The sequence below is a fragment of the Micromonospora yangpuensis genome (genome assembly GCF_900091615.1).
GTDB lineage: Bacteria > Actinomycetota > Actinomycetes > Mycobacteriales > Micromonosporaceae > Micromonospora > Micromonospora yangpuensis.
In genome coordinates this window covers 3,376,972-3,399,932 of the sequence record NZ_FMIA01000002.1, presented here as the reverse complement: position 1 = coordinate 3,399,932, position 22,961 = coordinate 3,376,972, and the positions used below count along the sequence as shown (strand labels likewise).

The window sequence follows — 22,961 nt, the reverse complement described above, 5'->3', positions numbered from 1 at the left end:
GACCGGGGAGACGTGACCATGACTTTCACCTACGGCAGCGACGTGATGGTGGCGCTGCTCCAGCGCCTGGGAATCCGCTACGTGGCCGCCAACCCGGGCGCCTCCTTCCGGGGCCTGCACGACTCGTTGACCACCGCCGGCCAACCCGAGTTGATCTCGGCGCTGCACGAGGGCGTGGCCATCGCCATCGCCCACGGCTACGCCAAGGCCTCCGGCGAGATGATGGCCGCCGCCGTACACAACCTGGTAGGCCTGCAGAACGCCACGATGGCGACCTTCAACGCGTACGCCGACCACGCGCCGATCCTGGTCCTCGGCGGCTCCGGACCGGCCGACCAGGCCCACCGCCGCCCCTGGATCGACTGGGTGCACACCGCCAACCAGCAGGGCCAGGTGGTCCGTGACGTGGTCAAGTGGGACGCCGAACCGGCCTCCATCGAGGCCGTGCCGGACCTGCTGCTGCGCGCCCACCAGCTGGCCGCGGCCCAACCCCAGGGCCCGACGTACGTCGCCCTCGACGCCCTGCTGCAGGAACGCCCCGCGCCCCCGATCGACCTCGGCGACTGGGGACCGGCCCCGATCGCCGCGCCCACCGCGCCACTGGACCGCCTCGAAGCCGTCGCCGACCTGCTGCTCGGCGCGGAGTCCCCGGTGATCCTGGCCGACCACGTCGGGCGCAGCCGGGCCGGCTTCGACGCGCTGCGCCGGCTCGCCGAGACCCTCGCCGCGCCCGTGGTCGACCTGGGCGGGCGACACAACTTCCCCACCGGCCACTGGGCCGACTGCACCGGCGACCGGGCCGGCCGGCTCGCCGAGGCCGACGTGATCCTCGCCCTGGACTGCCGCGACGTGCGCTGGGCGCTGTCGCGGGTCGACAACGTCAAACGCGGCCACCACATGCTCTCCCGCCCCGACGCCCGGCTCGCGGTGATCACCCTCAACGACCTCAAGCACAACGGCTTCCTCGACCTGGAACCGCCGATCCGGGCCCACGAGCACCTGCTCGCCGACACCGCCGTGGCCCTGCCGGTCCTGGCCGACCTGGTCGACGAGCGGGTGGCCGCCCGCCGCGACGCCGTCGCCGCCCGCAGAAAGTGGCTGACCGGCCACACCGCCGGCCTGCGCGCCGCCCTCGGCGCACCACCGGAGTCACCCACCGGCGGCATCTCCGAGGGGGTACTCGCCGCCGCCACCTACGACGCGGTCCGCGACGGCCCCTGGCAGATCGGCTTCAACATGTTCCGGGGCTGGCCCCGGCGTACCTGGGACATGGTCGACTACAACTGCCACCTGGGCGGCTCCGGCGGCGGCGGGCTCGGCTTCGGCGCCGGCGGCACGATCGGCGCGGCGCTGCACCACCGCGACGACGACACCGTCGTGGTCGGGCTGCAACCCGACGGCGACCTGCTCTACACCCCGCAGGCGCTCTGGACCGCCGCCCACCACCAGATCCCGGTCCTCATGGTGGTGGTCGACAACCGCAGCTACGGCGCGGACTGGCTGCACCAGAAGCGGGTCGTCGACACCCGCGGCGGCGACCTGGAACGGGCCCGGCACGGCATGGACCTGACCGGCCCGCACGTCGACCACGCCGCGATGGCCCGCGCCCAGGGCGTCGAGGCGTTCGGCCCGGTCGAGGACCGCGCCGCGCTGCCCGGCGTGCTCGCCGAGGCCGTCAAGGCCGTCCGTGGTGGCAACCCCGTCCTGGTCGACGTGGTCGTCGACCTGCCCGTCGCGACCGAGAGCTGAGGACATGCCCGACTCCCCCACCCCCGCCGACCGGTTCGCCGCCGTGCTGGCCGCCACCGACCTGCCGGTGCACACCGCCGGAGTCTGGGACGGCCTCAGCGCCACGCTGGCCGCCCAGGCCGGATTCCGCTGCCTGTTCGCCTCCGGCTTCGCCGTCTCGGCCTCACTCGGCCTGCCCGACGCCGACCTCTACACCCGCGCCGACATGACCCGCGCCGTCCAGGTCGCCACCCGCGCCTCCGGGCTGCCGGTCATCGCCGACCTGGACACCGGCTGGGGCAACGCGGTGAACACCTTCCACGCCGCCCGCGACTTCGAACAGGCCGGCGCGGCGGCGCTGATGCTGGAGGACCAGATCTCGCCGAAACCCGGCCCGCTCAGCGAACAGTCCGGCGTCGCCCTGGTACCCCTGCCGCAGGCCGCCGCCAAGGTACGCGCCTGCGTCGACGCCCGGCACGACCCACGTACCGCCGTGGTGGCCCGGACCAACGCCGACACCGTCGACGAGGTGCTGCGCCGCGCCGAGGCGTACGCGACGGCCGGCGCGGACGTCATCTTCCCGATGCGCCACGACGAGACGTTCCCCTTCGAGGCGTGGCAGGCCGCCCGCGAGGCAGGTGGCGGCCGGCCGCTGGCCGCAGCCGTCGCCCCGGGCAGCTGGCTGGAGCGGGAACTCACCGACGAGATCGCCCGCGAACTGGGCATCGCCGTGGTCATCTACGGCCTGCAGGGACTGCTGCACACCGCCCGTACCCTCGCCGGGGCGTACACCGGGTTGCTCAGCGACCCGGCGGCGGTGGCCCGGGACGGGGTTCCGCTGCGCGAGTTCACCCGGGCCATCGGCTACGCCGAGGTCGAGCGGCTGCGCACCGCGTACCTCGGTGGGGACGCCGGATGAGCGCGACGCAGCCGGGGCACGGCGGGCGGCCAGACGGCGCGGCGCAGGCCGGGCACGGTGGGTCGCCGGACGGCGCGGCGCAGGCCGGGCACGGTGGGTCGCCGGACGGCGCGGCGCGGGCGGGTGACCGCGCGCGGCCGGGGTTCGGTGGGCCGGTGCTGGCGGCCGCGCACGAGTTGATCGCGCCGTTGGACGACGCGCAGATCGCGCAGATCCGGGCCGCCGCCGCACCCGACGAGGTGCTGGTCGCCCGGGACCGCGCCGAACAGCTGCGGTACGCCCCCGACGCGGTGGTGCTCTTCGGCGACGTCCAACCGGAGGTGCTCGACGCCGCGCCGAAGCTGCGCTGGGTACAGTCGGTAGGCGCCGGCGTCGACCGGATCGCCCGCCACCTGGGCGACCGGGACGTCCGGTTGGTCTCGGCCAAGGGCGGCATCGTCGGGGCGCACCTGGCCGAACACGCCTTCGCCCTGCTGCTGGCCCTGACCCGGGGCATCGCGGCGAGCCTGCGCGAACCGGCCTGGACCGACCCGCACCGCATCGAGATCCGGGCCCGGCAGTGGGAGTTCACCGACCGGACCATGCTGGTCGTCGGGTACGGCGGCGCGGGTCGGGCGGTCGCCCGACGGGCCCGGGGCTTCGAGTTCGCCCGGATCGTCGCCGTGGAACCGGAGTCCGTCGAACCGGGCCCCGACGTCGACGAGCTGATCGCCCCGGACCGCCTCGACGAGGTGCTGCCCACCGCCGATGTCGTGGTGCTCACCGTGCCGCTGACCCCGGCCACCCGACAGCTGCTCGACGCCCGCCGGATCGCCACCATGAAACCCGGCGCGATCGTGGTCAACGTCAGTCGGGGCGGGCTGATCGACGAGGCGGCGCTGCGGGACGCACTCGTCGACGGCCGGCTCGGCGGTGCCGGCCTGGACGTGGTGGTCGACGAACCCCTGGCCGCCGACGATCCACTCTGGCACCTGCCGAACGTAGTGGTCACCCCGCACATCGCCGGCGGTTCGCCCCGTCGGGCGGAACGGGTGGTCGACCAGTTCTGCGCCAACCTGCACCGCTGGCGCGCCGGTGAGCCCCTGCTCGGCGAATACGACCTCACCAAGGGCTACTGACCCGCCCCTTCCGATGATCGACTCGGTTGGGCCGATATGGCGGTGTCCGAGGCTGGTTGATACCGCCATATCTACCCAACCGAGTCGATCAACCCCGACACGACGCGGTCAGTTTCAGCAGGTCACGGATGTCGGCGGCGGTGAGCTGGGCGGAGCCGAACTCACCGCCGTCGAGGACGCTGCCGAACAGCCCGCCTTGCGGGCCTTCAGCGCCATCACCTTCTCCTCGATGGTGTCCCGGGCGACCATCCGGTACGCCATGACGCTGCGGGTCTGACCGATGCGGTGGGCCCGGTCGACGGCCTGCGCATTGGTGGGCGGGTTCCACCACGGGTCGAGCAGGCGATCCGGGTCTCGCCCCTCCCACCGGCCGGCGGCTGCTCGATGTCGAACTGGAGCGCGACCCGCGCCCCCACGCCGGACTCCGCCGGGGCAGGCGGCGCGGCGACGGCCTTCACCAGGGCGGACAATCCGGTCTCCCAGGCGGCCTTACGGCGTTTCGCCGTCCGCGCTGCCGGCTGGGGCTCTGGTGCCTGTCGGGGCCTGGGGATGCTCGGCTCCGCCGCGATGTCCATGCTGACCAGGGCGGCGAACGCCAAGGCCGCAGGATGGTCACAGGAACCGGCCCGGCTACACGTGCACGAGCCGTCGAAGACGACCATGGCCCCAACGGAGTCGGTCGTCACCGACACCGCCACCGCGCTGCCCGGCCCCAGGTCAAGAAGTGTGCTCCCCGCGCAGGCGGGGGTGACCCTCGTCCGCGGAATAGACAACGCCTCCCACTTTGGTGCTCCCCGCGCAGGCGGGGCAACTCCCCGATTCCTCAGTGCTGTTGCGAGGCGGGCTTTCCGGCGGACCACAGTGACTCGAAATGCTCGACATAGCGATCGAACGCTCCCCCGTCCTGTCCACGCCGCAGGTGCAGCACCACGGAGTCCTGACCGAGACTCGCACCGATGTGCGTGGCGACGATGGCCTCGTCGTCAAAGATCCAGACCGACATGGCGATGTGGCGATCAGAAAGACGCACCGGAACCGCGGCGTTGACCTTGGCGATCTCCGCCCGCGTGGTCGCGATGCGCGTAGCCAGCGTCAGCGGCGTGCTTTCGACTCGCTCACGCTCAGCGGTGACCGGGCTGTCCGGGTCGCCGAGCAGAAATCGCACGTCGGCTCCGGCAGCGACCTTGGCCGTCAGGGTGGCGGTGACGCCGGGCACCTCCAGCCACAGGAAGTAACTGGTGTAGCCACCGAACCACAGCCGGGAGCTGGAGCGCTCGATCGCCTCGCGAAAGACTGAACGCGGCAGGTCGGCCCGTCGTGGATAGACGCCGACCACCTCGCGATCAGCCCCAACCTTCACGGAACGTCGGATCATCTCAGGCCACAGCACTCCCACATCCTTACCTAGGACCCCGGCTACTCGCATCCTGGAACGGGGGTGAGGTAGCCGGCCCCGGCTGATCCAGCGTTCCACGGTCTTCGCATCCACATCGCACTTTCCGGCCAGGTCAGCGACGGTCAGACCCGACTCCACGATCGCCATCTTGAGTGCATCGTTTCGCGCCACAGCAGGGGACCTTTCCACGACGTCCCTCGATAGTCCCACGCGAGCGGTTCTACCGTCCGTGACGCGCTGGCAGCGTGTCGCACATGCCGTGCGCCCACTGCGAGAGCCAGCATCACGGGCTCTCAGCAGGGTCCCGGCTTTCGGTCTCGTCGGGAGGTGAAGGGATTCGTGGAAGTCGTCGTGTCGGTCGTGTTCGGTGGGTTGGTGCCGGGGTTCCTGCTCGGGTTGTTTGCGTTTCGGGTCAAGGCGCGGTGGTGTCCGCGTTGCGGGGAGTCCACCGAGACGATGCCCCCGACCACGGAGCCGCACCGGTGACCCGGCCGACCGTCCACGGCGGCGAGCAGCTGCCGATCGGGCGGCGGGTGGCCCGCTGGCGGGTACGCCGCAGACTCACCCAACAGATGCTCGCCGACCGCCTCGGCAAGTCCAAGAGCTGGGTCGACAAGGTCGAACGCGGCGTCCGCGCCCTCGACCGCTACTCGGTGGTGCGGGACATCGCCACCGTCCTCCACATCGACCCCACCGAACTACTCGACCCGCACGAACCCGCCCCCACCCCGCCGGTGACGAGCCTGGACGGGGTCGACACCATCCGGACCGCGCTCGCCCGCTACCACCACCAGCCGACCCACCTGCCCGTCGACCAGCTACGCCGACACACCGGCCACGCCTGGCTCGCCTACCACCACGCCCAGTACCCGCAGCTCCTACGAACCCTGCCCACCCTGCTCGACACCACCCACCACACACCGGCACTGCGCGCGTCGGCGTACCAGATCACCGCCCTGGTACTGGTCAAACTCGGCGCGGCCGACCTGAGCTGGCTCGCCGCCGACCGCGCCGCCACCACCGACCCCACGAGCAACGCCACCATCGCCGTCGCCCAGGCGCTACGCGCCCTCGGCCGCGACCGACTCGCCCTCACCGCCACCCTCGACGCCACCGACACCACCACCGACCACCGGGTACGCGGCACCCTGCTACTCCAGGCCGGACTCGGCCGGTGACCCCACCGCCGCCGGCCAGGCCCTGATCGCCGCCGACAGCATCGCCCCCGCCGAGGTCCGCCACCGCCCGTACGCCCGTACCGCGATCACCGAGATCACCCGCGGCGAGCCGGCGGCGGCCGACGTGGCGCGACTGGCCACCCTCGTCGGCCTGACCCGCTGACCACCCACCACACCGAAAGGAACCCTCGAACCGTGGCCGAAGACCTGGGGTCCAGCGTCCCCCGCCGACACCTCGGACGCATCCTGCGCGAGCTGCGCCTCGACGCCGGCATCACCCTCGACGCCGCCAGCGACGCCATCGCCTGCAGCCGACAAAAGGTCTGGCGCATCGAAACCGGCCTCGGCACCACCCGCGCGGTCGACGTACGCGCCCTCTGCGACCTCTACAACACCGACCCCGACCTCACCGCCGCCCTGGTCACCGTGGCCGCCGAAACCAAAGCCACCGGCTGGTGGCACGCCCACGACAACCCCGTCCCCGCCTGGTTCACCCCGTACCCGGGCCTGGAAAACGCCGCCGCCCGGATCCGCAGCTACCAGCAGGCCCTCCTGCCCGGCCTGCTGCGGACCCCCGCCTACCACCAGGCCGTCCACCCCCACCGGCCCGACCACCCCGAACACCTCCACGAGGTACGCCACCCGCCCGGCAACCTGCTCACCCGGCGGCTGCCCCCACCACCACGGCTCTACGTGGTGCTCTCCGAGGCGGTGCTGCTGCGCCGGGTCGGCGAGCCGGGAGTCATGGCCGAGCAGCTGACCCACCTGCTGAGGCTGACCGAGCTGCCGCACGTCGCCGTCCGGGTGCTGCCGCTTTCCGCCGGAGTCCCCGAGGCCGCCCTCGCCGGACCGTTCACCATGCTCGACTTCACCCCCGGCAGGCGCGTCACCCCCGACCCGCCGGTGGTGTACCGGGCATCTCTCACCGGCGACCTCTACCTCGACCGGCCCGGGGAGATCACCAGCTACGAACGCCTCTGGCTGGCCATCGCCACCCATGCGCTCAACGAAGACATCTCGGTACGCCTCATCGAGAAGATCAACCACCAGGTACACGCGCGCCCGGGAGAGGGGGATCGCTGGTCCGTGGCTGCCGGGCAACACCCACTGTAGAAAGGTACGAAATCGCCACGGTGGAGGAGGCCGACATGATCGACCGAGCCGGACTTGCCGAGTTCCTACGCCGGCGGCGTGAGTCGCTGCAGCCTGAGGACGTCGGTGTTCCTCGCGGACGGCGGCGCAGGACCGCCGGGCTCCGCCGGGAGGAGGTGGCCGCGTTGTGTCACATCTCCGCCGACTACTACAGCCGGCTGGAGCAGGGGCGCGGGCCCCTCCCGTCCGACCGTCTGATCGCCGCCATCGCCCAGGGACTGCACCTCACGCTCGACGAACGCGACCACCTGTTCCGGCTCGCCGGACACCAGCCTCCGCCGCGCGGCGCGACCAGCGAGCACATCAGTCCGGGACTGCTGCGCATCTTCGACCGGCTCGCCGACAGTCCCGCCGAGATCGTCACGGAGCTCAGCGAGACGCTGCGGCAGACCCCGCCGAGCGTCGCACTCGTGGGCGACAACACCCGGTACTCCGGCCCTGCCCGAAGCATGCCCTTCCGGTGGTTCACCGACCCGAATACCCGCGCCACGTACCTCCCGGAGGACCACGAGCGCATGTCACGGGTCTTCGCCTCAGGGGCGCGCAGGGTGGCCACGCTGCGCGGACCTGGGTCGAAGGCAGCGCGCCTTGTCGAACTTCTGCTCCGGGAGAGCCCCGAGTTCGCCGACCTGTGGCACCGGCATGAGGTCGGCGCGACCTTCGCCGACGTCAAACGCTTCGTGCATCCGGAGGTCGGCGTACTGGAACTCAGCTGCCAGGTGCTCGACGACCCGGCACAGTCGCACCGGCTGCTGGTCTACACCGCCACCCCGGGCAGCGAGAGCCACCGCCGGCTCAGGTTGCTGTCGGAGGTCGGTGCGCGGGACATACCCGGCGGTGTCTCGGTGGGAGAGTGGTTCCCGCAGCCGGACTGTGGCCCGACCCGGGCGTCGACCGATCGTCAGCCCCGATGAACCTCCGCGATCTCGCGGGGGGTCAGGCCGCCGGCCTGGTTCTCGCCGCCGGGGCAGGGCGCCGCTACGGCGGCCCGAAGGCACCTGTGTTTCTCGGGCAGGCGCTGCGGGTGCTGCGCGAGGGCGGCTGCGACCCGGTTCTCGCGGTCCTCGGTGCCGGAGCCCGCCAGGCCCGGGCAACCGTCGACCTGGCGGGTGTCCAGGTCCTCGATAATCCGGGCTGGGCCGAGGGCATGGCCTCGTCGTTGCGGCTCGGGCTCACCACGGCCGCCCGCCTGCCGGGCGTCTCGGCCGTGTGCGTACACCTGGTCGACATGCCCGGGGTCTCCGCTACGGCGGTGATGCGGCTGCTGGCCCGGGCAGACCCGGGCTGCCTGGTCCGAGCCTGCTACGACGGCGAGGCGGGCCATCCGGTGGTACTCGGTCGTGACCACTGGGCCGAGATCGTCTCGACCGTGCGTGGCGACCGGGGCGCCCGGGCGTACCTACGCCGGCACGCTGCCCAGGTCGACCTGGTCGAGTGCGGTGACGTGGCCGCCGGGTACGACATCGACGAACGGTGACCACTGGCCGGGGCTGGTTGCGTTCACAGCAGCTTGTCGAGGGTGATGGGGAGGCTGCGGATCCGCTTACCGGTGGCGTTGAAGATGGCGTTGCCGACAGCGGCCGCCGAGCCGACGGTGCCGAGTTCGCCGACACCCCGCGCGCCGAGGTTGTTGATGACGGGGTCGGGCCGGTCGAGGCAGTGGACGTCGAGGTCGGGAACATCGGCGTTGACCGGCACCAGGTAGTCGGCCATGTTGCCGGCGGCCAGCCGGCCGGTGGCCTCCTCGAGCGGGTCGTCCTCCAGCAGGGCGTGGCCGATGCCGAAGATGATGCCGCCGACGATCTGGCTCCGGGTGGCCTGGGCGTTGACCACCCGGCCGATGTCCACGACCGTGGTGAAGCGGGTCACGCGGGGCTCTCCGGTGTACCGGTTGACCCTGACCTCGCAGAAGTGTGCGCCGAAGCTGTGGAACCGGTACCGGGTGGCCTCCGGGCCGGGTTGAACCGTCGCGGTGGCCTCGACGTTGCGGCGGCCCACCGTGGTGAGCAGGCGGCCGAAGGACATCGAGAGGCCTCCCCCGCGCAACGTGCCCTTCTGGTAGCTCAGGTCCTCGCTGTTCGTACCGTGCCAGGGTGACTGGGGGCTCGTGACGGCGACGTTGACGAGTTCGGCGATCGCGGCGTTGGCGGCGGCCTCGACCGCCGGCACGCTGGTGGAGGTGCCGGCCGACGCCACGGACGGTGCGCCCGGCGGCAGTGCGGTGTCACCGAGTTCGGGTGTCACCCGCCGCAGCGGGATGCCCAGTTCGTGGGCGCCGGTGATGGCCAGCATGGTCAACGCGCCGGTGCCCGTGTCGGCGGTCGCGGAGGAGACCACGGCGGTGTCGTCGTCGAGCAGCCGGACCCGGGCCTGGATGGCCTCCGGCCTGCGGGCTCCGGGGTAGATGGCGGTGGCCATTCCCATCCCGACCAGCCAGTGTCCGTCGGTCCGGCTGCGGGGCCTGGCGCGTCGGGCCGACCAGCCGAAGCGTCGGGCGCCCACGCGGTAGCACTCGTCGAGGTGCTTGCTCGACCACGGCAGGCCCGACCCGGGTACGGCGGTGGCGTAGTTGCGCAGCCGTAGCTCGACCGGGTCGATACCGGTGGCGACGGCGAGTTCGTCCATCGCGGTCTCCAACGCGAAGGACCCGGGGGCCTCGGTGGGGCCCCGCATGGCGCAGGTCGGTGGCACGTCGAGCATGACGTGCCGCTGGTCGATGGACAGGTTGGGGGTCCGGTACAGCACGGCCGAGGTGTCCACGGCCGGCTGCATGTGCCGGTAGCCGACGGGCGGCATCGAGGCGTCGGTGACATGACTGACCGCGTTGAGGACCCCGTCCCGGGAGGCGCCCAGCGTGACGGTCTGGTTGATCGCACTGCGGTGGCCGACCACGGTGAACACCTGTTCCCGGGAGAGGACCAGCCTGACCGGGCGGTTCAGCTCGCGGGCCGCGGCTGCGGCCAGGGCGGCGTCGTACCACGGCATCACCCGGCTGCCGAAACCACCGCCGACGTACGTGCTGATCAGCCGTACCGCCGTTGGCGGCAGGCCGAGCCGTGCGGCTGCCGCCGTGGCGGAGAGGTGGGGTAGCTGTGCGCCGCTGTACAGCGTGAGCTGGGTTCGGTCGTTGTTCCACTCGGCGAGGACGGCGTGGGGTTCCATCGCGACGGCGTGCTGCATCGGCTGGTGGAAGGATGCCTCCACGACGATGTCGCTGGCGGCCAGGGCGGTCTCGATCGAGTCGACGCCGGGGGCGAGGACGATGGCCCTGGGGGCGGGCCAGGTCGGCCCCCCGTCGGCAGGCACGCGGGGCTCGTCGGTGAGCGAGGTACGCGGCCGTTGCTCGTGGTAGGTCGTGGTGATCAGCGTTGCGGCGTCCCGTGCCTGCATGGCGGTCTCGGCGACGACCATGGCGATGATCTGTCCCCGGAAGCGGATCTGGGTGTCCTGCAGGGGTGCGTAGTTCTCCCCGACGCCGGGCACCGGCTGGAGCGCGAGTTTGTGGAACGGGCTGTACACCCCGATGACGCCTGGGGCGTTCTGCGCCGCGACGGTGTCCATCGTGGTGATGGAGCCTCGGGCGACGGTGCTGGTGACCAGGTGGGCATGGGCCAGGTTGGCCGCCGGGTAGTCGGCCGAGTATCGGGCGGCGCCGGTGACTTTCGCCCGGCCGTCGACGCGGTCGATGTCGCGGCCGAGTGGGGAGACGGTCATCGTGGCTCCTAGCTCTGGGAAGAGGACCGTGGTCGGGTGATGCCGGCGCTGTGGTCGAGGTGTTCGGCGGTCCAGGTCGGCGGGAAGGGAGCCGACGACGGGGTGGCGCGACGGTGGATGGGGACCCCGGTACGCAGCGGCACCCCGGTGCCGCCGTGCCGGTGCGCGACGATTTCCGCCGCGATCGACAGCGCCGTCTCCTGGGGGGTACGGGCGCCGATGTCCAGCCCGATCGGCGAGTGCAGCCGGCGGAGTTCCCGGTCGGTCAGGCCGGCCTCGCGCAGCCGTACCAGGCGTTGTTCGTGGGTACGCCGTGACCCCATCGCCCCCACGTAGTCGACCGGTAGTCGCAGGGCTGCGGTGAGCAGCGGTACGTCGACCTTCGGGTCGTGGGTGAGGACACAGATCACGGTGCTGCCGTCGAGGCGCTGGGTGGCAAGGTAGCGGTGTGGCCAGTCGACGACGACCTCGTCGGCGTACGGGAATCGGGCCGGCGTGGTGAACGTGGCCCGGGCGTCGCAGACGGTCACCCGGTAGCCGAGGAAGGCACCCAGGCGGGCCAGTGCCGCGGCATGGTCGATGGCCCCGAAGATGAGCATCCGAGGCGCCGGGGTGTTGCACTCGACCAGCAGGGTCATCGGTTCCCGGCAGTAGCCGTCGGCCACCCCGATGTCCACGGTGCCGCTGGTCCCGGCGTGCAGCACGCCGGTCGCGTGTGCGGCAGCCACCTCGTCGAGCCGTTCGTCGCCGAGGGTTCCCGCCCGGTGTCCCCCGGGGCGTACCACGATCAGTTTTCCGAGGTGGGCCTCCGGGCCGCGGACGACGGTGGCGACGGCGACGGGCTCGTCCCGCGTCGCGTCGGCGTACGCCGCTTCCAGGCCGGGTTCGGCACCCGGATCGTGGTGGCGCAGGAACAGCTCGATCGTTCCGCCGCAGGTGAGGCCGACGGCGATGGCGTCGTCGTCGGTGTAGCCGAACCGCAGGGTCTTCGGGCTGCGCTCCCCCCGCAGCATCTCCTGGCACGCCTGGTAGACGGCGGAGTCGACGCAGCCGCCGGAGACGTTGCCCAGCACCGCACCGTCCGCGTCGACGACGAGCGACGCGCCGGGCTGGCGGGGCGCGCTGCCGTCCACGCGGGTGACGGTGGCGGTCACGAACGGGGTCCCACCGCGGACCCGGTCGAGGAGTTCGGTGGCGAGTTCAAGCATGAGCGCCGCCGCAGCGAGCCGGGCCGGGTGTGTGGTTCATCGGCGCTCCGTCAGCACGGTGAGGGCCCGGACCAGCGTCCGTCGCAGCAGCGCGGGCTTGAACCCGTTGTACGACAGCGGCCGGGCGCCGTCCGCGGCGGTGCGGACCGCCGCCTCGAAGACGTCGGCGGTGGCCGGTCGGCCGGCCAGGGCGTCTTCGACCGCCGGCAGCCGCCAGGGTCGGGTGCCGACCCCACCGGCGGCGATGCGGGCCTGCTTGATGGTGCGGCCCCGCCACTCGACGGCGACAGCCGCCGAGGTGAGGGCGAACTCGTACGACTGCCGGTCGCGGATCTTGAGGTAGAGGGAGTTCGCCGCCCACCTCGAGCGGGGGACCGTGATGCCGGTGATCAGCTCGCCCGGACGCAGCACGTTCTCGACGTGGGGTGTGCTGCCGGGCAGGGCGTAGAACGTGTCGAGTGGCACCGTACGGGCACCCTGGCGGGTGGCCAGGTGCACGTCGGTGCCGAGGGCTACCAACGCGACGGCCAGGTCACTGGGATGGGTCGCCACACAGGCGTCGCTGGTGCCGAGGATGGCATGCGTACGGTTGATGCCGGTCAGCGCCGAGCAACCACTGCCGGGCTCCCGTTTGTTGCAACCGGTGGTGACGTCACGGAAGTAGCCGCACCGGGTGCGCTGCAACAGGTTCCCGCCGATGCTCGCCATGTTGCGAAGCTGGGCGGACGCGCTCAGCTCCAACGCCTGGGCGATCACCGGATAGTCCCGCCGCACGTCGCGGTCGGCGGCGACATCGCTCATCCGGTCGAGCGCGCCGATGTGCAGCCCGTCCCGGTCGAGCCTGATGCCCCGCAGCGGAAGCCGGTTGATGTCCACGACCCGGGCCGGCGCCACCACGTCGAGCTTCATCAGGTCCACGAGGGTCGTGCCGCCAGCCAGGAAGGCCGTGTCCGCACCGGCGTGCGCGACGGCCTCGCGGACGGAGCGCGGCCGGCTGAAGGTGTACGCCCGCATCAGCGCATCACCTGCTGCGCGTCGCGGATCGCGTCCACGATGCCCGGATAACAACTGCACCGACAGATGTTGCCCGACATCCGCTCGCGGATCTCGTCGTCGGAGCGGGCACGGCCCTCCTGGACCATGCCGACCGCCGACATGATCTGTCCCGACGTGCAGAAGCCGCACTGGAGTGCGTCGCGCTCGATGAACGCCTGCTGCATCGGGTGCAGTCGATCACCGTGGGCCAGGCCCTCGATCGTGGTGACCGCCCGCTCGTCGACCGTGGCCGCCAGCGTCAGGCAGGACAGCACCCGCCGACCGTCGACGTGCACGGTGCACGCCCCGCACTGACCACGGTCACAGCCCTTCTTCGTGCCGGTGAGCCCCCACTCCTCGCGCAGTGTGTCGAGCAGCGTGGCACGCGGGTCCACCTGTGCCGCGACCGCCGTGCCGTTGACCTCGGCCTGGACGGTCACGAGTTCGACGCTGCCCTTCGGGGCCGCCGGCGCGGCCTGCGCCCCACCTGGCAGCAGCGGTATCGCCAACGCGGCGGCACCGCCACCCAGGACGCTCCGGCGGGCCACGCCCGATCGGCCCTGGCCATCGTCGTCGTGTGGATTCATCGGTTCTCCCCGGATAGACGTCGAACGGGGGTGCCCCATCACCCTGACCGCACCGGGAGACGGCAGCCAGGGTCTGTCGATCCGAGGTTGGGACGACAGTCGCGAGCGCAGGGCTACGTCCGGTCCTCCGACACCGGCGTGTCGAGGACTGCCGCGATACTCGTGAGGGCGTGCCGCTGTTGCTCGTTCAGGACGTCCGTCGTGTACTCGTCGACCAGGCCCGCCGCCCCGTTCAGGTCGTGCAGCACCGATCCGTCGGCGAGTTCGTCGAGCAGCGGCCGGACGGTTGCCACGAAGCTGTCGACGAACGCGGTCACCTCCGGCTCGGTGCTGTCCGGCCCGAGCCGGTCGAACCGTCTGGCGAGGTCGACCACCGCCGGCGCGGCCGTGGAGGTGCTGATCCGCTGGTAGAAGCGTTCGAGGTGCGGCATCCCGTCGACGCCGACCAGGTGCGCCAGCAGCACCGACTGGTCCCGGTCGAGCCTGGCGAGGTGCGGCGACAGCCCGGCGGTGGCGAAGACCGCGAGGAACGGGGCCAACTCCGGGGGCAGGTCCGGGGCCGCGTTCTGGGCACGCAGCCGCAGGACGAGATCGCGTTGTGCGGTCAGCCGGTCGATCTGCCCGGTCAGCTCGGCGGCCAGAACCTCCAGCAGCTCTCCCCCGTCCACCGCCGCGTCGTCGAGCAGGGCCGGCATCCGTTCCAGTGGTATCCCGACCGAAGCCAGGCGCTTGATCCGGACGACCCGGATCAGGTCGTGCACGTCGTAGCTGCGGTAGCCGTTACTGCCCCGCTCGGGCTCGGCGAGGACGCCTACCTGGTGGTAGTGGCGCAACGCCCGGACGGTGACCCCGGCGAGTCGCGCCAGCTCCCCGCTACGCACCTGCCACCACCACCTTCGCCCCGTCGCCGGCCGGTGCCGGTTCGGGTTCGAGATTACGCAGCGAGCGCGCGAACAGGCCGCGGACGAACGCGACGAGCCACACCCCGGTCAGCGCGACCGCGGCGACCCGCACGCCCGCGTACTCGGTGACCACGGCCGCGGCGACGATCCCGATCGCCGGCGCGGCGGTCACCAGAGCGTTCTGGGTACCCATGATCCGTCCCCGCAGCTTCTCGGGAATCCGCTCGATCATCAGTACGCCGATCAGGCTGCCGAAGAGTCCGCTGGCCAACCCGACGACGAACGCGCCGCCGAACACCACCCAGACCGAGGAGAGCGCGCCGATGAGCCCGAAGCCGAGTGTGCTGCCGAGCAGCCCGGCGAGGAACCAGACGCGTCGCCGGCCCCGGGTGCCGACGGTCGCGTACAGCGCGCCGCCGACGAGCATGCCGGCGGCGAGGGCGGTGAGCACGAAGCCGAGCAGGCCGGGCCGGTCGGCGAGAGTGAAGTAGACCGGCAGGATCAGCCCCTGCAGGCCGGCAAGCACGATCACCGACGCGAAGCTGAGCGTCGTCGCGACGGTCAGGAACCGGCTGCGGAACAGCACCCGCCAGCCGTCACGCAACTGCCCCCAGCCGGTCCCGGCCGACACCACCGCCGCCCCGTCCCTATCCGCCGCCGCCCGGTCGGTGGTCGCCGCCGCCCCGTTGGTGGTCGCCGCTGCTCCGTCGGTCGCCGCCGCGCCATGCGTGGCCGCCGCCCCGTCGGTGCTCGTCGCCGCGCCTTCGATGGTGGCGATGGCACCTACGTGGTGGGGAATCAGCAGGGTCAGCAGGGCCGCCGCCAGCGAGGTCGCCGCGGTGATCCACAGTACGGTGGCGCCGTCGAACAGCACCATGAGCGTCCCGGCGGCGGCCGGGCCGAGCAGCAGCGCGACCGCGCCCAGGGCCTCCCGGAGGCCGATCAGCCGTTCCGGGGTGACGCCACTGTGCCGCACGACGGCGGGCAGCAGGGTCTCCCGGGCCGTCATGCCGGGTACGTCGCCCAGCGAGCCGATGATCCCGAACAGGATGAACCACCCCAGGCTCAACCCCGAGACCAGGTCGATCACCGGCAGCGCGGCGATCGCCCCCGCCGACACCAGATCGGTCACCACCGACGAGGTACGCCTGTTGATCCGGTCGATCACCACGCCCATCAGCAGGCCGGCCAGCACCGCCGGGACGGCGGTCGCCCCGGCGACGATGCCGGTGCCGAGGATGCTGCCGGTGACCTGCAACACGATCAGCGGCAGGGCCACCCCCGCGATCGAGTTGCCGAGCAGGGAGAGCAGGTACGACGCCAGATACGCGCCGGGAATGAGCCTCATGCCCCCCAGTCAGAACCATGACGTAGGGGCGGGGTCAAGTCGGCCGCTGCCCGCCTCCGTCCGCCGATGACCGGCGCCCCACGCCCCACGCCCCGCGCCCCGCGCCCCGCGCCCAGCGCCCAGCGCCCAGCGCCCAGCGCCCAGCGCCCAGCGCCCAGCCATGATCGACTCGGTTGGGCTGATCTGGCGGTATCAACCGACCCCGGACCCCGCCATTTCTCCCCAACCGAGTCGATCAACGCACCTCGACCGGAAACCCGGCGACCCGGCGGCCGTCAGCCCGACAGAATGCCCTCATTGCCCGATTCGGCAGCGGCGATCAGGCTCTGCGCCCACTCGACGCCGGTGAGCAGGGTCCGGAGTTCACCGGTGACGTCCTCGGCGGTGGACACAGGGCAGTGGACACGGGGCAGTGGACACGGGGCAGTGGACACGGGGCAGTGGACACGGGGCAGTGGACACGGGGCAGTGGACACGGGGCAGTGGACACGGGGCAGTGGACACGGGGCAGTGGACACGGGGCAGTGGACACGGGGCAGTGGACACGGGGCAGTGGACACGGGGCAGTGGACACGGGGCGGTGGACACAGGGCAGTGGACACGGGGTGCTTCGCACGGCTGGACCGATGGTGAGCGCGGAAGGTGAGACGTACCCGTTTTCAGCTGGGATCGCTGAGGTGCTCCTGCCCGGCCCACCACGCTGTGGGCCGGGCAGGAAGCGTGCGGCACGCAGGCAGGAAGCCTGCGACGGGCCGGGCAGGAAGCGTGCGGCACGCCGGCAGGAAGCGTGTGGCCCGCCGGGCAGGAAGCGTCCGGTCGGCCCCGGCGTCAGGGCTGGCCGAGCAGTTCGGCTGACGGGCAGACGGTGCCGACGGCGTGCGCCAGGGTGGCCAGGGTGGCCTGTTGCACGGCCGCCGCCGACAGTTCGAAGCCCTCCTTGGTCACCGCCAGCGCGGCGGTCAGGTCGGCCGGCACCACCACCTCCAGGTCCCGGGCACGGGCGTCCTGGGCGGTGGCCTGCACGCAGATGTTGGTGGTGACGCCGGCCAGGATCACCCGGCGGGTGCCGGCGGTGCGCAGTACCACCTCCAGGTCGGTGCCGTAGAAGGCCGACTGGCGGGGCTTGACCACCCGTACCTCGTCGTCGCGGGCGCCGAGATCGGGGTCGAGTTCGGCGGCGGGGCCCTGGAACAGGTCGGGCATCGCCACCCCGTAGGCGGCCTCGGTGGCGGTGCCCATCGACACCCCGGGGCGTTGTTCCCGGGTGACCCAGACGACCGGGACGCGCCGGGTCCGGGCGGCCTCGGCGAACCGGGCGATCCGCTGGACCAGCGCCGGACCGTCCGGCACCGCCAGCGGCCCCTGACAGTTGACGTACTTGCGTTGCACGTCGATGACGATCAGGGTGTCGCCGGTACCGAGGGTTCGCACGGCTGCTCCTTCCGGTCGGGTCGGGGCTCCGCGCGGTTGAGGTAGCGGCCGAGGTCGGTCTCCGGGTCGAGCACCGCGTCGAGCAACTGCCGGGTGTACGCCGCGGCGGGCCGCTGGTAGATCGATTCAACCTCGTCGATCTCGACGATCTGGCCGTTGGACATTACCGCCACCCGGTCGGAGATGTAGGCTACCGCCGCCAGGTCGTGGCCGATGAACAGGTAGGTCAGGCCGAGCCGCTGCTGCAGGTCGCGCAGCAGGTTGAGGATCTGGGCCTGGATGGACAGGTCCAGGGCGGCCACCGGCTCGTCCAGCACCAGCAGGGCCGGTTCCAGGCTGAGCGCGCGGGCGATGGCGACCCGCTGGGCCTGGCCGCCGGAGAGCTGGTGCGGGTACCGGCCGGCGTACTCCGCGTCCAGACCGACCAGGTCGAGCAGCTCGGTGACCCGCTTCCGCCGGGCGGCCCGGTCGCCCATCTTGTGTACCAGCAGTGGTTCGTCGACGATCTGGCCGATGGTCATCCGGGGGTCCATCGAGGAGAACGGGTCCTGGAAGACCACCTGGAGGTTGCGGCGTACCGAGCGCATCGCCTTGCCGGAGAGGCGGGCGATGTCCACCCCGTCGATGCTGACCCGGCCGGCGGTCGGGGTGGTCAACCCGGCCATGATCATGGCGGTGGTGGACTTGCCGGAGCCGGACTCACCGACCAGGCCGAGGGTGGTGCCCTTGGCGATGGTGAACGAGATGTCGTCGACGGCCCGCAGGGTGCGGGCCTTGCGGCCGGAGCCCAACGGGTACTCCTTGACCAGGTTCTCCACCGTCACGAACACGTCGGTGTCCTCGGCGGTGCCGGCGGCCAGCGGTTCGCCGCCGTCGCGCCAGTAACCGAGGTCGCCGTCGGCGGTGAGGCGTTCGGTCCAGTGGCACGCGGCCACCTGCCCGGAGCCGGTCGGGCGCAGCAGGGGCAGCTCGGTGGCGCACTCGTCGGTGGCGAACCGGCAGCGGGGGTGGAAGGAGCAGCCGGTCGGGGTCCGCGCGGCGTTCGGCGGGCTGCCGGGGATCGCGGTCAGGGCCGAGCGCAGGGTACGCAGCCGGGGCAGCGAGCCCAGCAGTGCCGCCGTGTACGGGTGGCCGGGGTCGTGCAGCACCTGCTCGGCGGTGCCGTACTCGACGACCCGGCCGGCGTACATGACGGCGACCCGGTCGGCGACGGCGGCGGCGACCCCGATGTCGTGGGTGATCAGCACGACGCCCATGGAGAGCCGGTCGCGCAGTTCGGCCATGGTCTCCAGGACCGCGCCCCGGACGCTGGTGTCCAGCGCGGTGGTCGGCTCGTCGGCCAGGAACAGCGGTGGTTCCAGGGCGATCGCCATCGCGATCATGATGCGTTGCCGCATGCCGCCGGAGAGTTCGTGCGGGTACTGCTTGGCGCGCCGGGGCGGGTCGTCGATGCGGACCTGGGCGAGCAGCTCCACCGCCCGCTCCCAGGCGTCGCTGGCCGAGGCGCCCCGGTGCACCCGAAGGATCTCGGCGATCTGGTCGCCGACGGTGAAGCTCGGGTCGAGCGAGCTCATCGGGTCCTGGAAGACCATGCCGTAGTTCTCCGCGCAGAACCGGCGCAGCTCCTCGCCGCGCAGGCCCAGCACGTCGCGGCCCTGGAACCGGACCCGGCCGGCGGTGCGCCCGGTCTTGGGCAGCAGCCCGGCGATGGCGTGCAGGGACACGCTCTTGCCGGAGCCGGACTCGCCGAGCACCACCAGGGTCTCCCCCTGGTGCAGCGACCAGGTGGCGCCCCGGACGGCGTGCACCGTCCCCTTGGGGGTGTCGAAGGCGACGTCGAGCCCGTCGACCTCCAGCAGTGGTACGGCGTCAGCGCCGGCCATGCGGATCCCACCTCTCACTCATCCAGTCGCCGACGATGTTGACGCTCAACACCACCAGGGTGATCGCCACGCCGGGCACCAGCGGAATCCACCAGGCGGTGTCGAGGTAGCCGCGGCTGGCGCTGAGCATCTGGCCCCAGGTGGCGGTGGGTGGTGGCACGCCGAGGCCGAGGAAGCTCAGCGACGACTCGATGACGATGGCGCGGGCCACCACGAAGGTCCAGACCACGATCAGCGGGCCGGCGATGTTGGGCAGCACGTGCCGGGCCAGGATGCCCGTGCCCCGGCGGCCGATGGCCACCGCCGCCCGGAAGTAGTCGGTGGAGACCACGTGCAGGGTCTTGGCGTGTGCGAGCCGGGTGAAGGGCACCCATTCCCAGAACACCAGGATGGTGATCAGCACCGGCAGGGTGGCGCCGAAGACGGCCACCACCGACAGCGCCACGATCAGGAACGGGAAGGCGGTGAGCACGTCGACCAGGCGCATGATGACCGCCTCCAGCACCCCCCGGTAGTAGCCGGCGAGGATGCCGAGGATGGTGCCGAGCAGGCCGGCCAGGGTGGCCGCGACGAAGCCGACCATGAAGCTGACCCGGCCGCCGTAGATGGCCCGGCTGAGCAGGTCCCGGCCCAGTTCGTCGGTGCCGAGCAGGTGTTCGCCGCCGCCGCCGAACAGCGACGGCTCGGCCAGCCGGTTGAGCAGGTTCTGTTCGGTGGGGTCGAAGGGGGCCACCGCCGGGGCGAAGATGGCGGCGAGCACCCCGACGACCAGGAAACCCAGGGCGAACCGGCTGCCGAGGAACCGGGGCAGCCGCCGACGGCGGGGTGCCTTCTTCGGGGCCGGTACGGCCTCGGCGGCCGGTTCGCCGGGCCCCGGCGGCGTGACGATCAGCGGAGTGGTCATTTGGCCACCAGTTGCGACTTGAGGCGGGGGTCGACCACCTGGTACAGCAGGTCGACTATGAAGTTGATCAGCACGACGAGCACCCCGATGACGAAGACGCCCGCCTGCAGGACCGGGTAGTCGCGGGCGGCTACCGACTCGACCATCAGCCGGCCCAGGCCGGGCCAGGAGAAGACCGACTCGACCACCACCGACCCTGCGATGAACTGCCCCAGCTCCAGCCCGACCAGGCTGAGCATCGGCACGGTCACGTTGCGCAGGATGTGCCGGTAGCGGATCCGCCGGTTGCTGTAGCCCAGCGAGTTCGCCGTCCGGACGTAGCCCTTGCTCAGCTCCTCCAGGGTGTACGCCTGCACCAGGCGCATCTGCCGGGCGCAGATGAAGGCGGAGAGGGTGACCGCCGGCAGGACCAGACTGGCCACCCCCTCCCCACCGAAGCTGGGCAGCACGCCCAGGCTGACCGAGAAGACCATGATCAGCAGGATGCCGAGGACGAAGCTGGGGATGCTCTGCCCGAGGATGGCGAACCCGTTGACCGCCCGGCCGAGGAACCCGTCGCGGTGCACCGCACCGAGCACCCCGGCCGGTACGCCGATGCCGACCGCGATCACCATCGCGAGGATGGTCAGCAGCGCCGAGGCCGGCAACCGGTCCAGCACCAGCCCCATCGCGGAGCTGCGGTACTGGTAGGAGTCGCCGAAGTCGAGCACCAACAGGTCACCGAGGAAGCGCACGTACTGGAGCAGGATCGGATCGTCGAGTCCGAGGTTGCTCCGGATCGCGGCCAGGGTCTCGGGGTCCGCGTCGGTGCCGGCGATGGCCGCCACCGGGTCTCCGGAGACCCGCACCAGGAAGAACACCAGGCTCGAGATTCCGAGGATGACCAGCAGCAGTTGCAGCAGGCGCTGTCGCAGTAGCTTCGTCACGGTCGGCTCCGCCCTAGCCCCGGCTCCGGGTGATGAGCTCCCAGGCCGGGTTGCCCGCCTGGTCCACCTTGAACTCCTGGATGTTCGGTCCGCTGGCCCAGATGTCCGGCAGGGTCATCACCGCGACCTGCGGCACGTCCTCCCGGAAGATCTTCGACAGCTCGCAGGCCGCCTGCTGCCGTTCCGGGGTGCCCTCCTCGGCCGAGCGCAGCTTGGTGAACCACTCGTCGTACTGCGGGTTGGCGTACTCGATGTTGTGCGGCGTGTAGTCGCTGACCAGCCGCTCCAGCTGCACCGAGGCGTCCACGAACGGCGAGCTGCTCATGCCCCAGGCGAAGATGTCGGCGCGCGGGGTGCGGTTGTAGTAGACGTCGAGGTAGTTGGAGAACTCCATCGGCACGATCTCCACCGAGTCGACCGCGTCCAGCTTGCCGATCATGTCGCCGATGGCCTGGGCCAGCAGCGAGTCGTTGAGGATGAAGCCCTGGGAGGTCTGGAACTTCAGCTTCAGCCCGGAGACCCCGGCCTCGGTCATCAGCTGGTTGGCGGCGGCCAGGTCGAACGGCCAGCGCTTGACCTCCTCGCAGTAGCCGGACATGAACTGCGGGGCCAGTTGTCCCTCGCCGACCAGGCCCTTGCCGCCCATCACGCCCTGCACCAGACCGTCGAGGTCCAGGGACATGGCGATGGCCTGGCGGACCCGCTTGTCGTTGAGCGGCCCGTTCTCGGTGTAGAGGTCCAGGGTGTAGGTCCGGGGCTCGACCGCGTCGTAGATCTTCATGTTGTTCGACTGCAGCGAGTTGATGGCGTCGATCGGGACCTTGCTGATGATGTCCACGTCGCCGGAGCGCAGCGCGGCGACCCGGGCGGCGTCCTCGGCGATCACCTTGAAGGTGATCTTCGCGGGCTTCGGCTCGCCGTGCGCCGAGTTGGGGTTGGGCACCAGGACGAGTTCCTGGCCGGGCACGAACTTCTCCACCATGAAGGCCCCGGTGCCGATGGGCGCGACGTTGAACGCCTTCGCCCCCATCTCCTGGTGCATCTTGGGCGGCACGATCGGCATCGCGCCGAGCAGCCGGGGCAGGATCGCCTCGGGCACGTCCATCGTCATCCGGACGGTGTCGTCGCCGACGGCGGTGACCGTCTTGATGATGCTGAGCTTGCCGCGGACACCCGACTCGTTCTTCGGGTCGAGCATGAACTCGGTGGAGTAGATCACCGCGGCGACGTCCACCGGCTCGCCGTTGGGGAACTTGAGATCCGGGCGCAGCTTGAAGTCCCAGGTCAGGTCGTCGACCCGGGTCCAGGACTCGGCGACGCCGGGAACGATCTCGGCACCCTCGTCGGTGGTGTCGACGCGGGTCAGCAACGACCAGACCGGGTACGTGTAGTAGGAGCGGGGCGGGGAGGTGGCGGAGAACGCGTCGAGGTCGGGGTTGATGACTCCCACCCCGACCACGATCTCCGCGCCCGCCTCGCCGGGGGCGGAATCGGGCTCGTTATCCCCGTTGGACGAACTACAGGCAGTGACC

At 71.6% G+C, this 22,961-nt stretch carries 21 protein-coding genes; 7 read left to right on the top strand and 14 right to left on the bottom strand.

The window, feature by feature from the left end:
- The first annotated feature begins 18 nt into the window (after nt 1-18).
- The 3 genes from GA0070617_RS15285 to GA0070617_RS15275 are packed head-to-tail and all read left to right on the top strand — an operon-like array spanning nt 19 to nt 3,765.
- Nucleotides 19-1,749 (top strand): thiamine pyrophosphate-binding protein, encoded by a 1,731-nt coding sequence (locus GA0070617_RS15285; protein WP_139135679.1) that lies wholly within the window; start codon nt 19-21, stop codon nt 1,747-1,749.
- A gap of 4 nt (nt 1,750-1,753) precedes the next feature.
- Entirely contained in the window at nt 1,754-2,647 is an 894-nt protein-coding gene (locus tag GA0070617_RS15280) for an isocitrate lyase/PEP mutase family protein (protein WP_091438157.1), read from the top strand.
- Nucleotides 2,644-3,765, top strand: coding sequence for a D-2-hydroxyacid dehydrogenase (locus tag GA0070617_RS15275; protein WP_091438153.1), 1,122 nt, complete (start codon nt 2,644-2,646; stop codon nt 3,763-3,765). Before GA0070617_RS15280 ends, GA0070617_RS15275 begins: the two co-directional genes overlap by 4 nt.
- A gap of 114 nt (nt 3,766-3,879) precedes the next feature.
- Here the strand turns inward: GA0070617_RS15275 and GA0070617_RS31075 are convergent, their stop codons facing one another.
- Together GA0070617_RS31075 and GA0070617_RS15265 are read right to left on the bottom strand one after the other, a co-directional pair.
- The gene (locus GA0070617_RS31075) at nt 3,880-4,026 is read right to left on the bottom strand and encodes a hypothetical protein (RefSeq protein ID WP_217628821.1); all 147 of its coding nucleotides are present in this window, start codon (nt 4,024-4,026) and stop codon (nt 3,880-3,882) included.
- Between the two features lie 562 nt (nt 4,027-4,588).
- Complete coding sequence (locus GA0070617_RS15265; RefSeq protein WP_229688355.1) at nt 4,589-5,308, bottom strand: XRE family transcriptional regulator; 720 nt, start codon at nt 5,306-5,308, stop codon at nt 4,589-4,591.
- Between the two features lie 335 nt (nt 5,309-5,643).
- Between GA0070617_RS15265 and GA0070617_RS32055 the strand changes: the two genes are divergently transcribed.
- A complete protein-coding gene (locus GA0070617_RS32055; protein WP_268239693.1) occupies nt 5,644-6,339 on the top strand; it encodes a helix-turn-helix domain-containing protein in 696 nt (231 codons plus the stop codon).
- Here GA0070617_RS32055 and GA0070617_RS31545 read toward each other — a convergent pair.
- Nucleotides 6,313-6,480 (bottom strand): hypothetical protein, encoded by a 168-nt coding sequence (locus tag GA0070617_RS31545; RefSeq protein ID WP_229688356.1) that lies wholly within the window; start codon nt 6,478-6,480, stop codon nt 6,313-6,315. The two genes, GA0070617_RS32055 and GA0070617_RS31545, sit on opposite strands and share 27 nt — an antisense overlap.
- 54 nt (nt 6,481-6,534) lie before the next feature.
- Between GA0070617_RS31545 and GA0070617_RS32050 the strand changes: the two genes are divergently transcribed.
- Genes GA0070617_RS32050 through GA0070617_RS15245 form a run of 3 tightly spaced genes read left to right on the top strand, consistent with a single transcriptional unit; the run spans nt 6,535 to nt 8,968 of the window.
- Nucleotides 6,535-7,452 (top strand): helix-turn-helix domain-containing protein, encoded by a 918-nt coding sequence (locus GA0070617_RS32050; protein WP_091438147.1) that lies wholly within the window; start codon nt 6,535-6,537, stop codon nt 7,450-7,452.
- Nucleotides 7,453-7,487: 35 nt separating this feature from the next.
- Complete coding sequence (locus GA0070617_RS15250; protein WP_091446454.1) at nt 7,488-8,405, top strand: helix-turn-helix transcriptional regulator; 918 nt, start codon at nt 7,488-7,490, stop codon at nt 8,403-8,405.
- Entirely contained in the window at nt 8,402-8,968 is a 567-nt protein-coding gene (locus GA0070617_RS15245; protein WP_091438144.1) for a nucleotidyltransferase family protein, read from the top strand. Before GA0070617_RS15250 ends, GA0070617_RS15245 begins: the two co-directional genes overlap by 4 nt.
- Nucleotides 8,969-8,991: 23 nt before the next feature.
- Here GA0070617_RS15245 and GA0070617_RS15240 read toward each other — a convergent pair whose 3' ends face one another.
- The 11 genes from GA0070617_RS15240 to GA0070617_RS15190 form a co-directional block, all read right to left on the bottom strand.
- A complete protein-coding gene (locus tag GA0070617_RS15240) occupies nt 8,992-11,205 on the bottom strand; it encodes a xanthine dehydrogenase family protein molybdopterin-binding subunit (RefSeq protein WP_091438140.1) in 2,214 nt (737 codons plus the stop codon).
- An 8-nt stretch (nt 11,206-11,213) separates the two neighbouring features.
- Nucleotides 11,214-12,413 (bottom strand): XdhC family protein, encoded by a 1,200-nt coding sequence (locus tag GA0070617_RS15235; protein ID WP_091438137.1) that lies wholly within the window; start codon nt 12,411-12,413, stop codon nt 11,214-11,216.
- Nucleotides 12,414-12,449: 36 nt separating this feature from the next.
- Nucleotides 12,450-13,427: an FAD binding domain-containing protein gene (locus GA0070617_RS15230; RefSeq protein ID WP_091438133.1), complete on the bottom strand. Its 978-nt coding sequence runs from the start codon at nt 13,425-13,427 to the stop codon at nt 12,450-12,452.
- Entirely contained in the window at nt 13,427-13,888 is a 462-nt protein-coding gene (locus GA0070617_RS15225) for a (2Fe-2S)-binding protein (RefSeq protein ID WP_229688380.1), read from the bottom strand. Before GA0070617_RS15225 ends, GA0070617_RS15230 begins: the two co-directional genes overlap by 1 nt.
- A 260-nt stretch (nt 13,889-14,148) precedes the next feature.
- Nucleotides 14,149-14,916, bottom strand: coding sequence for a MerR family transcriptional regulator (locus tag GA0070617_RS15220; protein WP_139135678.1), 768 nt, complete (start codon nt 14,914-14,916; stop codon nt 14,149-14,151).
- Complete coding sequence (locus GA0070617_RS15215) at nt 14,909-16,285, bottom strand: MFS transporter (RefSeq protein WP_091438122.1); 1,377 nt, start codon at nt 16,283-16,285, stop codon at nt 14,909-14,911. Before GA0070617_RS15215 ends, GA0070617_RS15220 begins: the two co-directional genes overlap by 8 nt.
- An 828-nt stretch (nt 16,286-17,113) precedes the next feature.
- Nucleotides 17,114-17,716, bottom strand: a complete 603-nt coding sequence (locus tag GA0070617_RS15210) for a cysteine hydrolase family protein (RefSeq protein WP_175440546.1) — start codon at nt 17,714-17,716, stop codon at nt 17,114-17,116.
- Nucleotides 17,686-19,599, bottom strand: a complete 1,914-nt coding sequence (locus GA0070617_RS15205; protein WP_091438114.1) for a dipeptide ABC transporter ATP-binding protein — start codon at nt 19,597-19,599, stop codon at nt 17,686-17,688. The genes GA0070617_RS15210 and GA0070617_RS15205 overlap by 31 nt, the downstream gene beginning before the upstream one ends.
- Nucleotides 19,586-20,503, bottom strand: a complete 918-nt coding sequence (locus tag GA0070617_RS15200; RefSeq protein ID WP_091438111.1) for an ABC transporter permease — start codon at nt 20,501-20,503, stop codon at nt 19,586-19,588. Before GA0070617_RS15200 ends, GA0070617_RS15205 begins: the two co-directional genes overlap by 14 nt.
- On the bottom strand, nt 20,500-21,429 hold the full coding sequence (locus tag GA0070617_RS15195) for an ABC transporter permease (protein ID WP_091438108.1): 930 nt from the start codon (nt 21,427-21,429) through the stop codon (nt 20,500-20,502). Before GA0070617_RS15195 ends, GA0070617_RS15200 begins: the two co-directional genes overlap by 4 nt.
- A 13-nt stretch (nt 21,430-21,442) precedes the next feature.
- Nucleotides 21,443-22,879, bottom strand: a complete 1,437-nt coding sequence (locus tag GA0070617_RS15190; RefSeq protein ID WP_175440545.1) for an ABC transporter substrate-binding protein — start codon at nt 22,877-22,879, stop codon at nt 21,443-21,445.
- Nucleotides 22,880-22,961 lie beyond the last annotated feature (82 nt).

Bases quoted from the DNA above. Each gene is read 5' to 3' on its own strand.
- GA0070617_RS15285 (WP_139135679.1), top strand. From the start codon at position 19: ATGACTTTCACCTACGGCAGCGACGTGATGGTGGCGCTGCTCCAGCGC.
- GA0070617_RS15280 (WP_091438157.1), top strand. From the start codon at position 1,754: ATGCCCGACTCCCCCACCCCCGCCGACCGGTTCGCCGCCGTGCTGGCC.
- GA0070617_RS15275 (WP_091438153.1), top strand. From the start codon at position 2,644: ATGAGCGCGACGCAGCCGGGGCACGGCGGGCGGCCAGACGGCGCGGCG.
- GA0070617_RS31075 (WP_217628821.1), bottom strand. From the start codon at position 4,026: ATGGCGTACCGGATGGTCGCCCGGGACACCATCGAGGAGAAGGTGATG.
- GA0070617_RS15265 (WP_229688355.1), bottom strand. From the start codon at position 5,308: ATGGCGATCGTGGAGTCGGGTCTGACCGTCGCTGACCTGGCCGGAAAG.
- GA0070617_RS15250 (WP_091446454.1), top strand. From the start codon at position 7,488: ATGATCGACCGAGCCGGACTTGCCGAGTTCCTACGCCGGCGGCGTGAG.
- GA0070617_RS15245 (WP_091438144.1), top strand. From the start codon at position 8,402: ATGAACCTCCGCGATCTCGCGGGGGGTCAGGCCGCCGGCCTGGTTCTC.
- GA0070617_RS15240 (WP_091438140.1), bottom strand. From the start codon at position 11,205: ATGACCGTCTCCCCACTCGGCCGCGACATCGACCGCGTCGACGGCCGG.
- GA0070617_RS15235 (WP_091438137.1), bottom strand. From the start codon at position 12,413: ATGCTTGAACTCGCCACCGAACTCCTCGACCGGGTCCGCGGTGGGACC.
- GA0070617_RS15230 (WP_091438133.1), bottom strand. From the start codon at position 13,427: ATGCGGGCGTACACCTTCAGCCGGCCGCGCTCCGTCCGCGAGGCCGTC.
- GA0070617_RS15215 (WP_091438122.1), bottom strand. From the start codon at position 16,285: ATGAGGCTCATTCCCGGCGCGTATCTGGCGTCGTACCTGCTCTCCCTG.
- GA0070617_RS15205 (WP_091438114.1), bottom strand. From the start codon at position 19,599: ATGGCCGGCGCTGACGCCGTACCACTGCTGGAGGTCGACGGGCTCGAC.
- GA0070617_RS15200 (WP_091438111.1), bottom strand. From the start codon at position 20,503: ATGACCACTCCGCTGATCGTCACGCCGCCGGGGCCCGGCGAACCGGCC.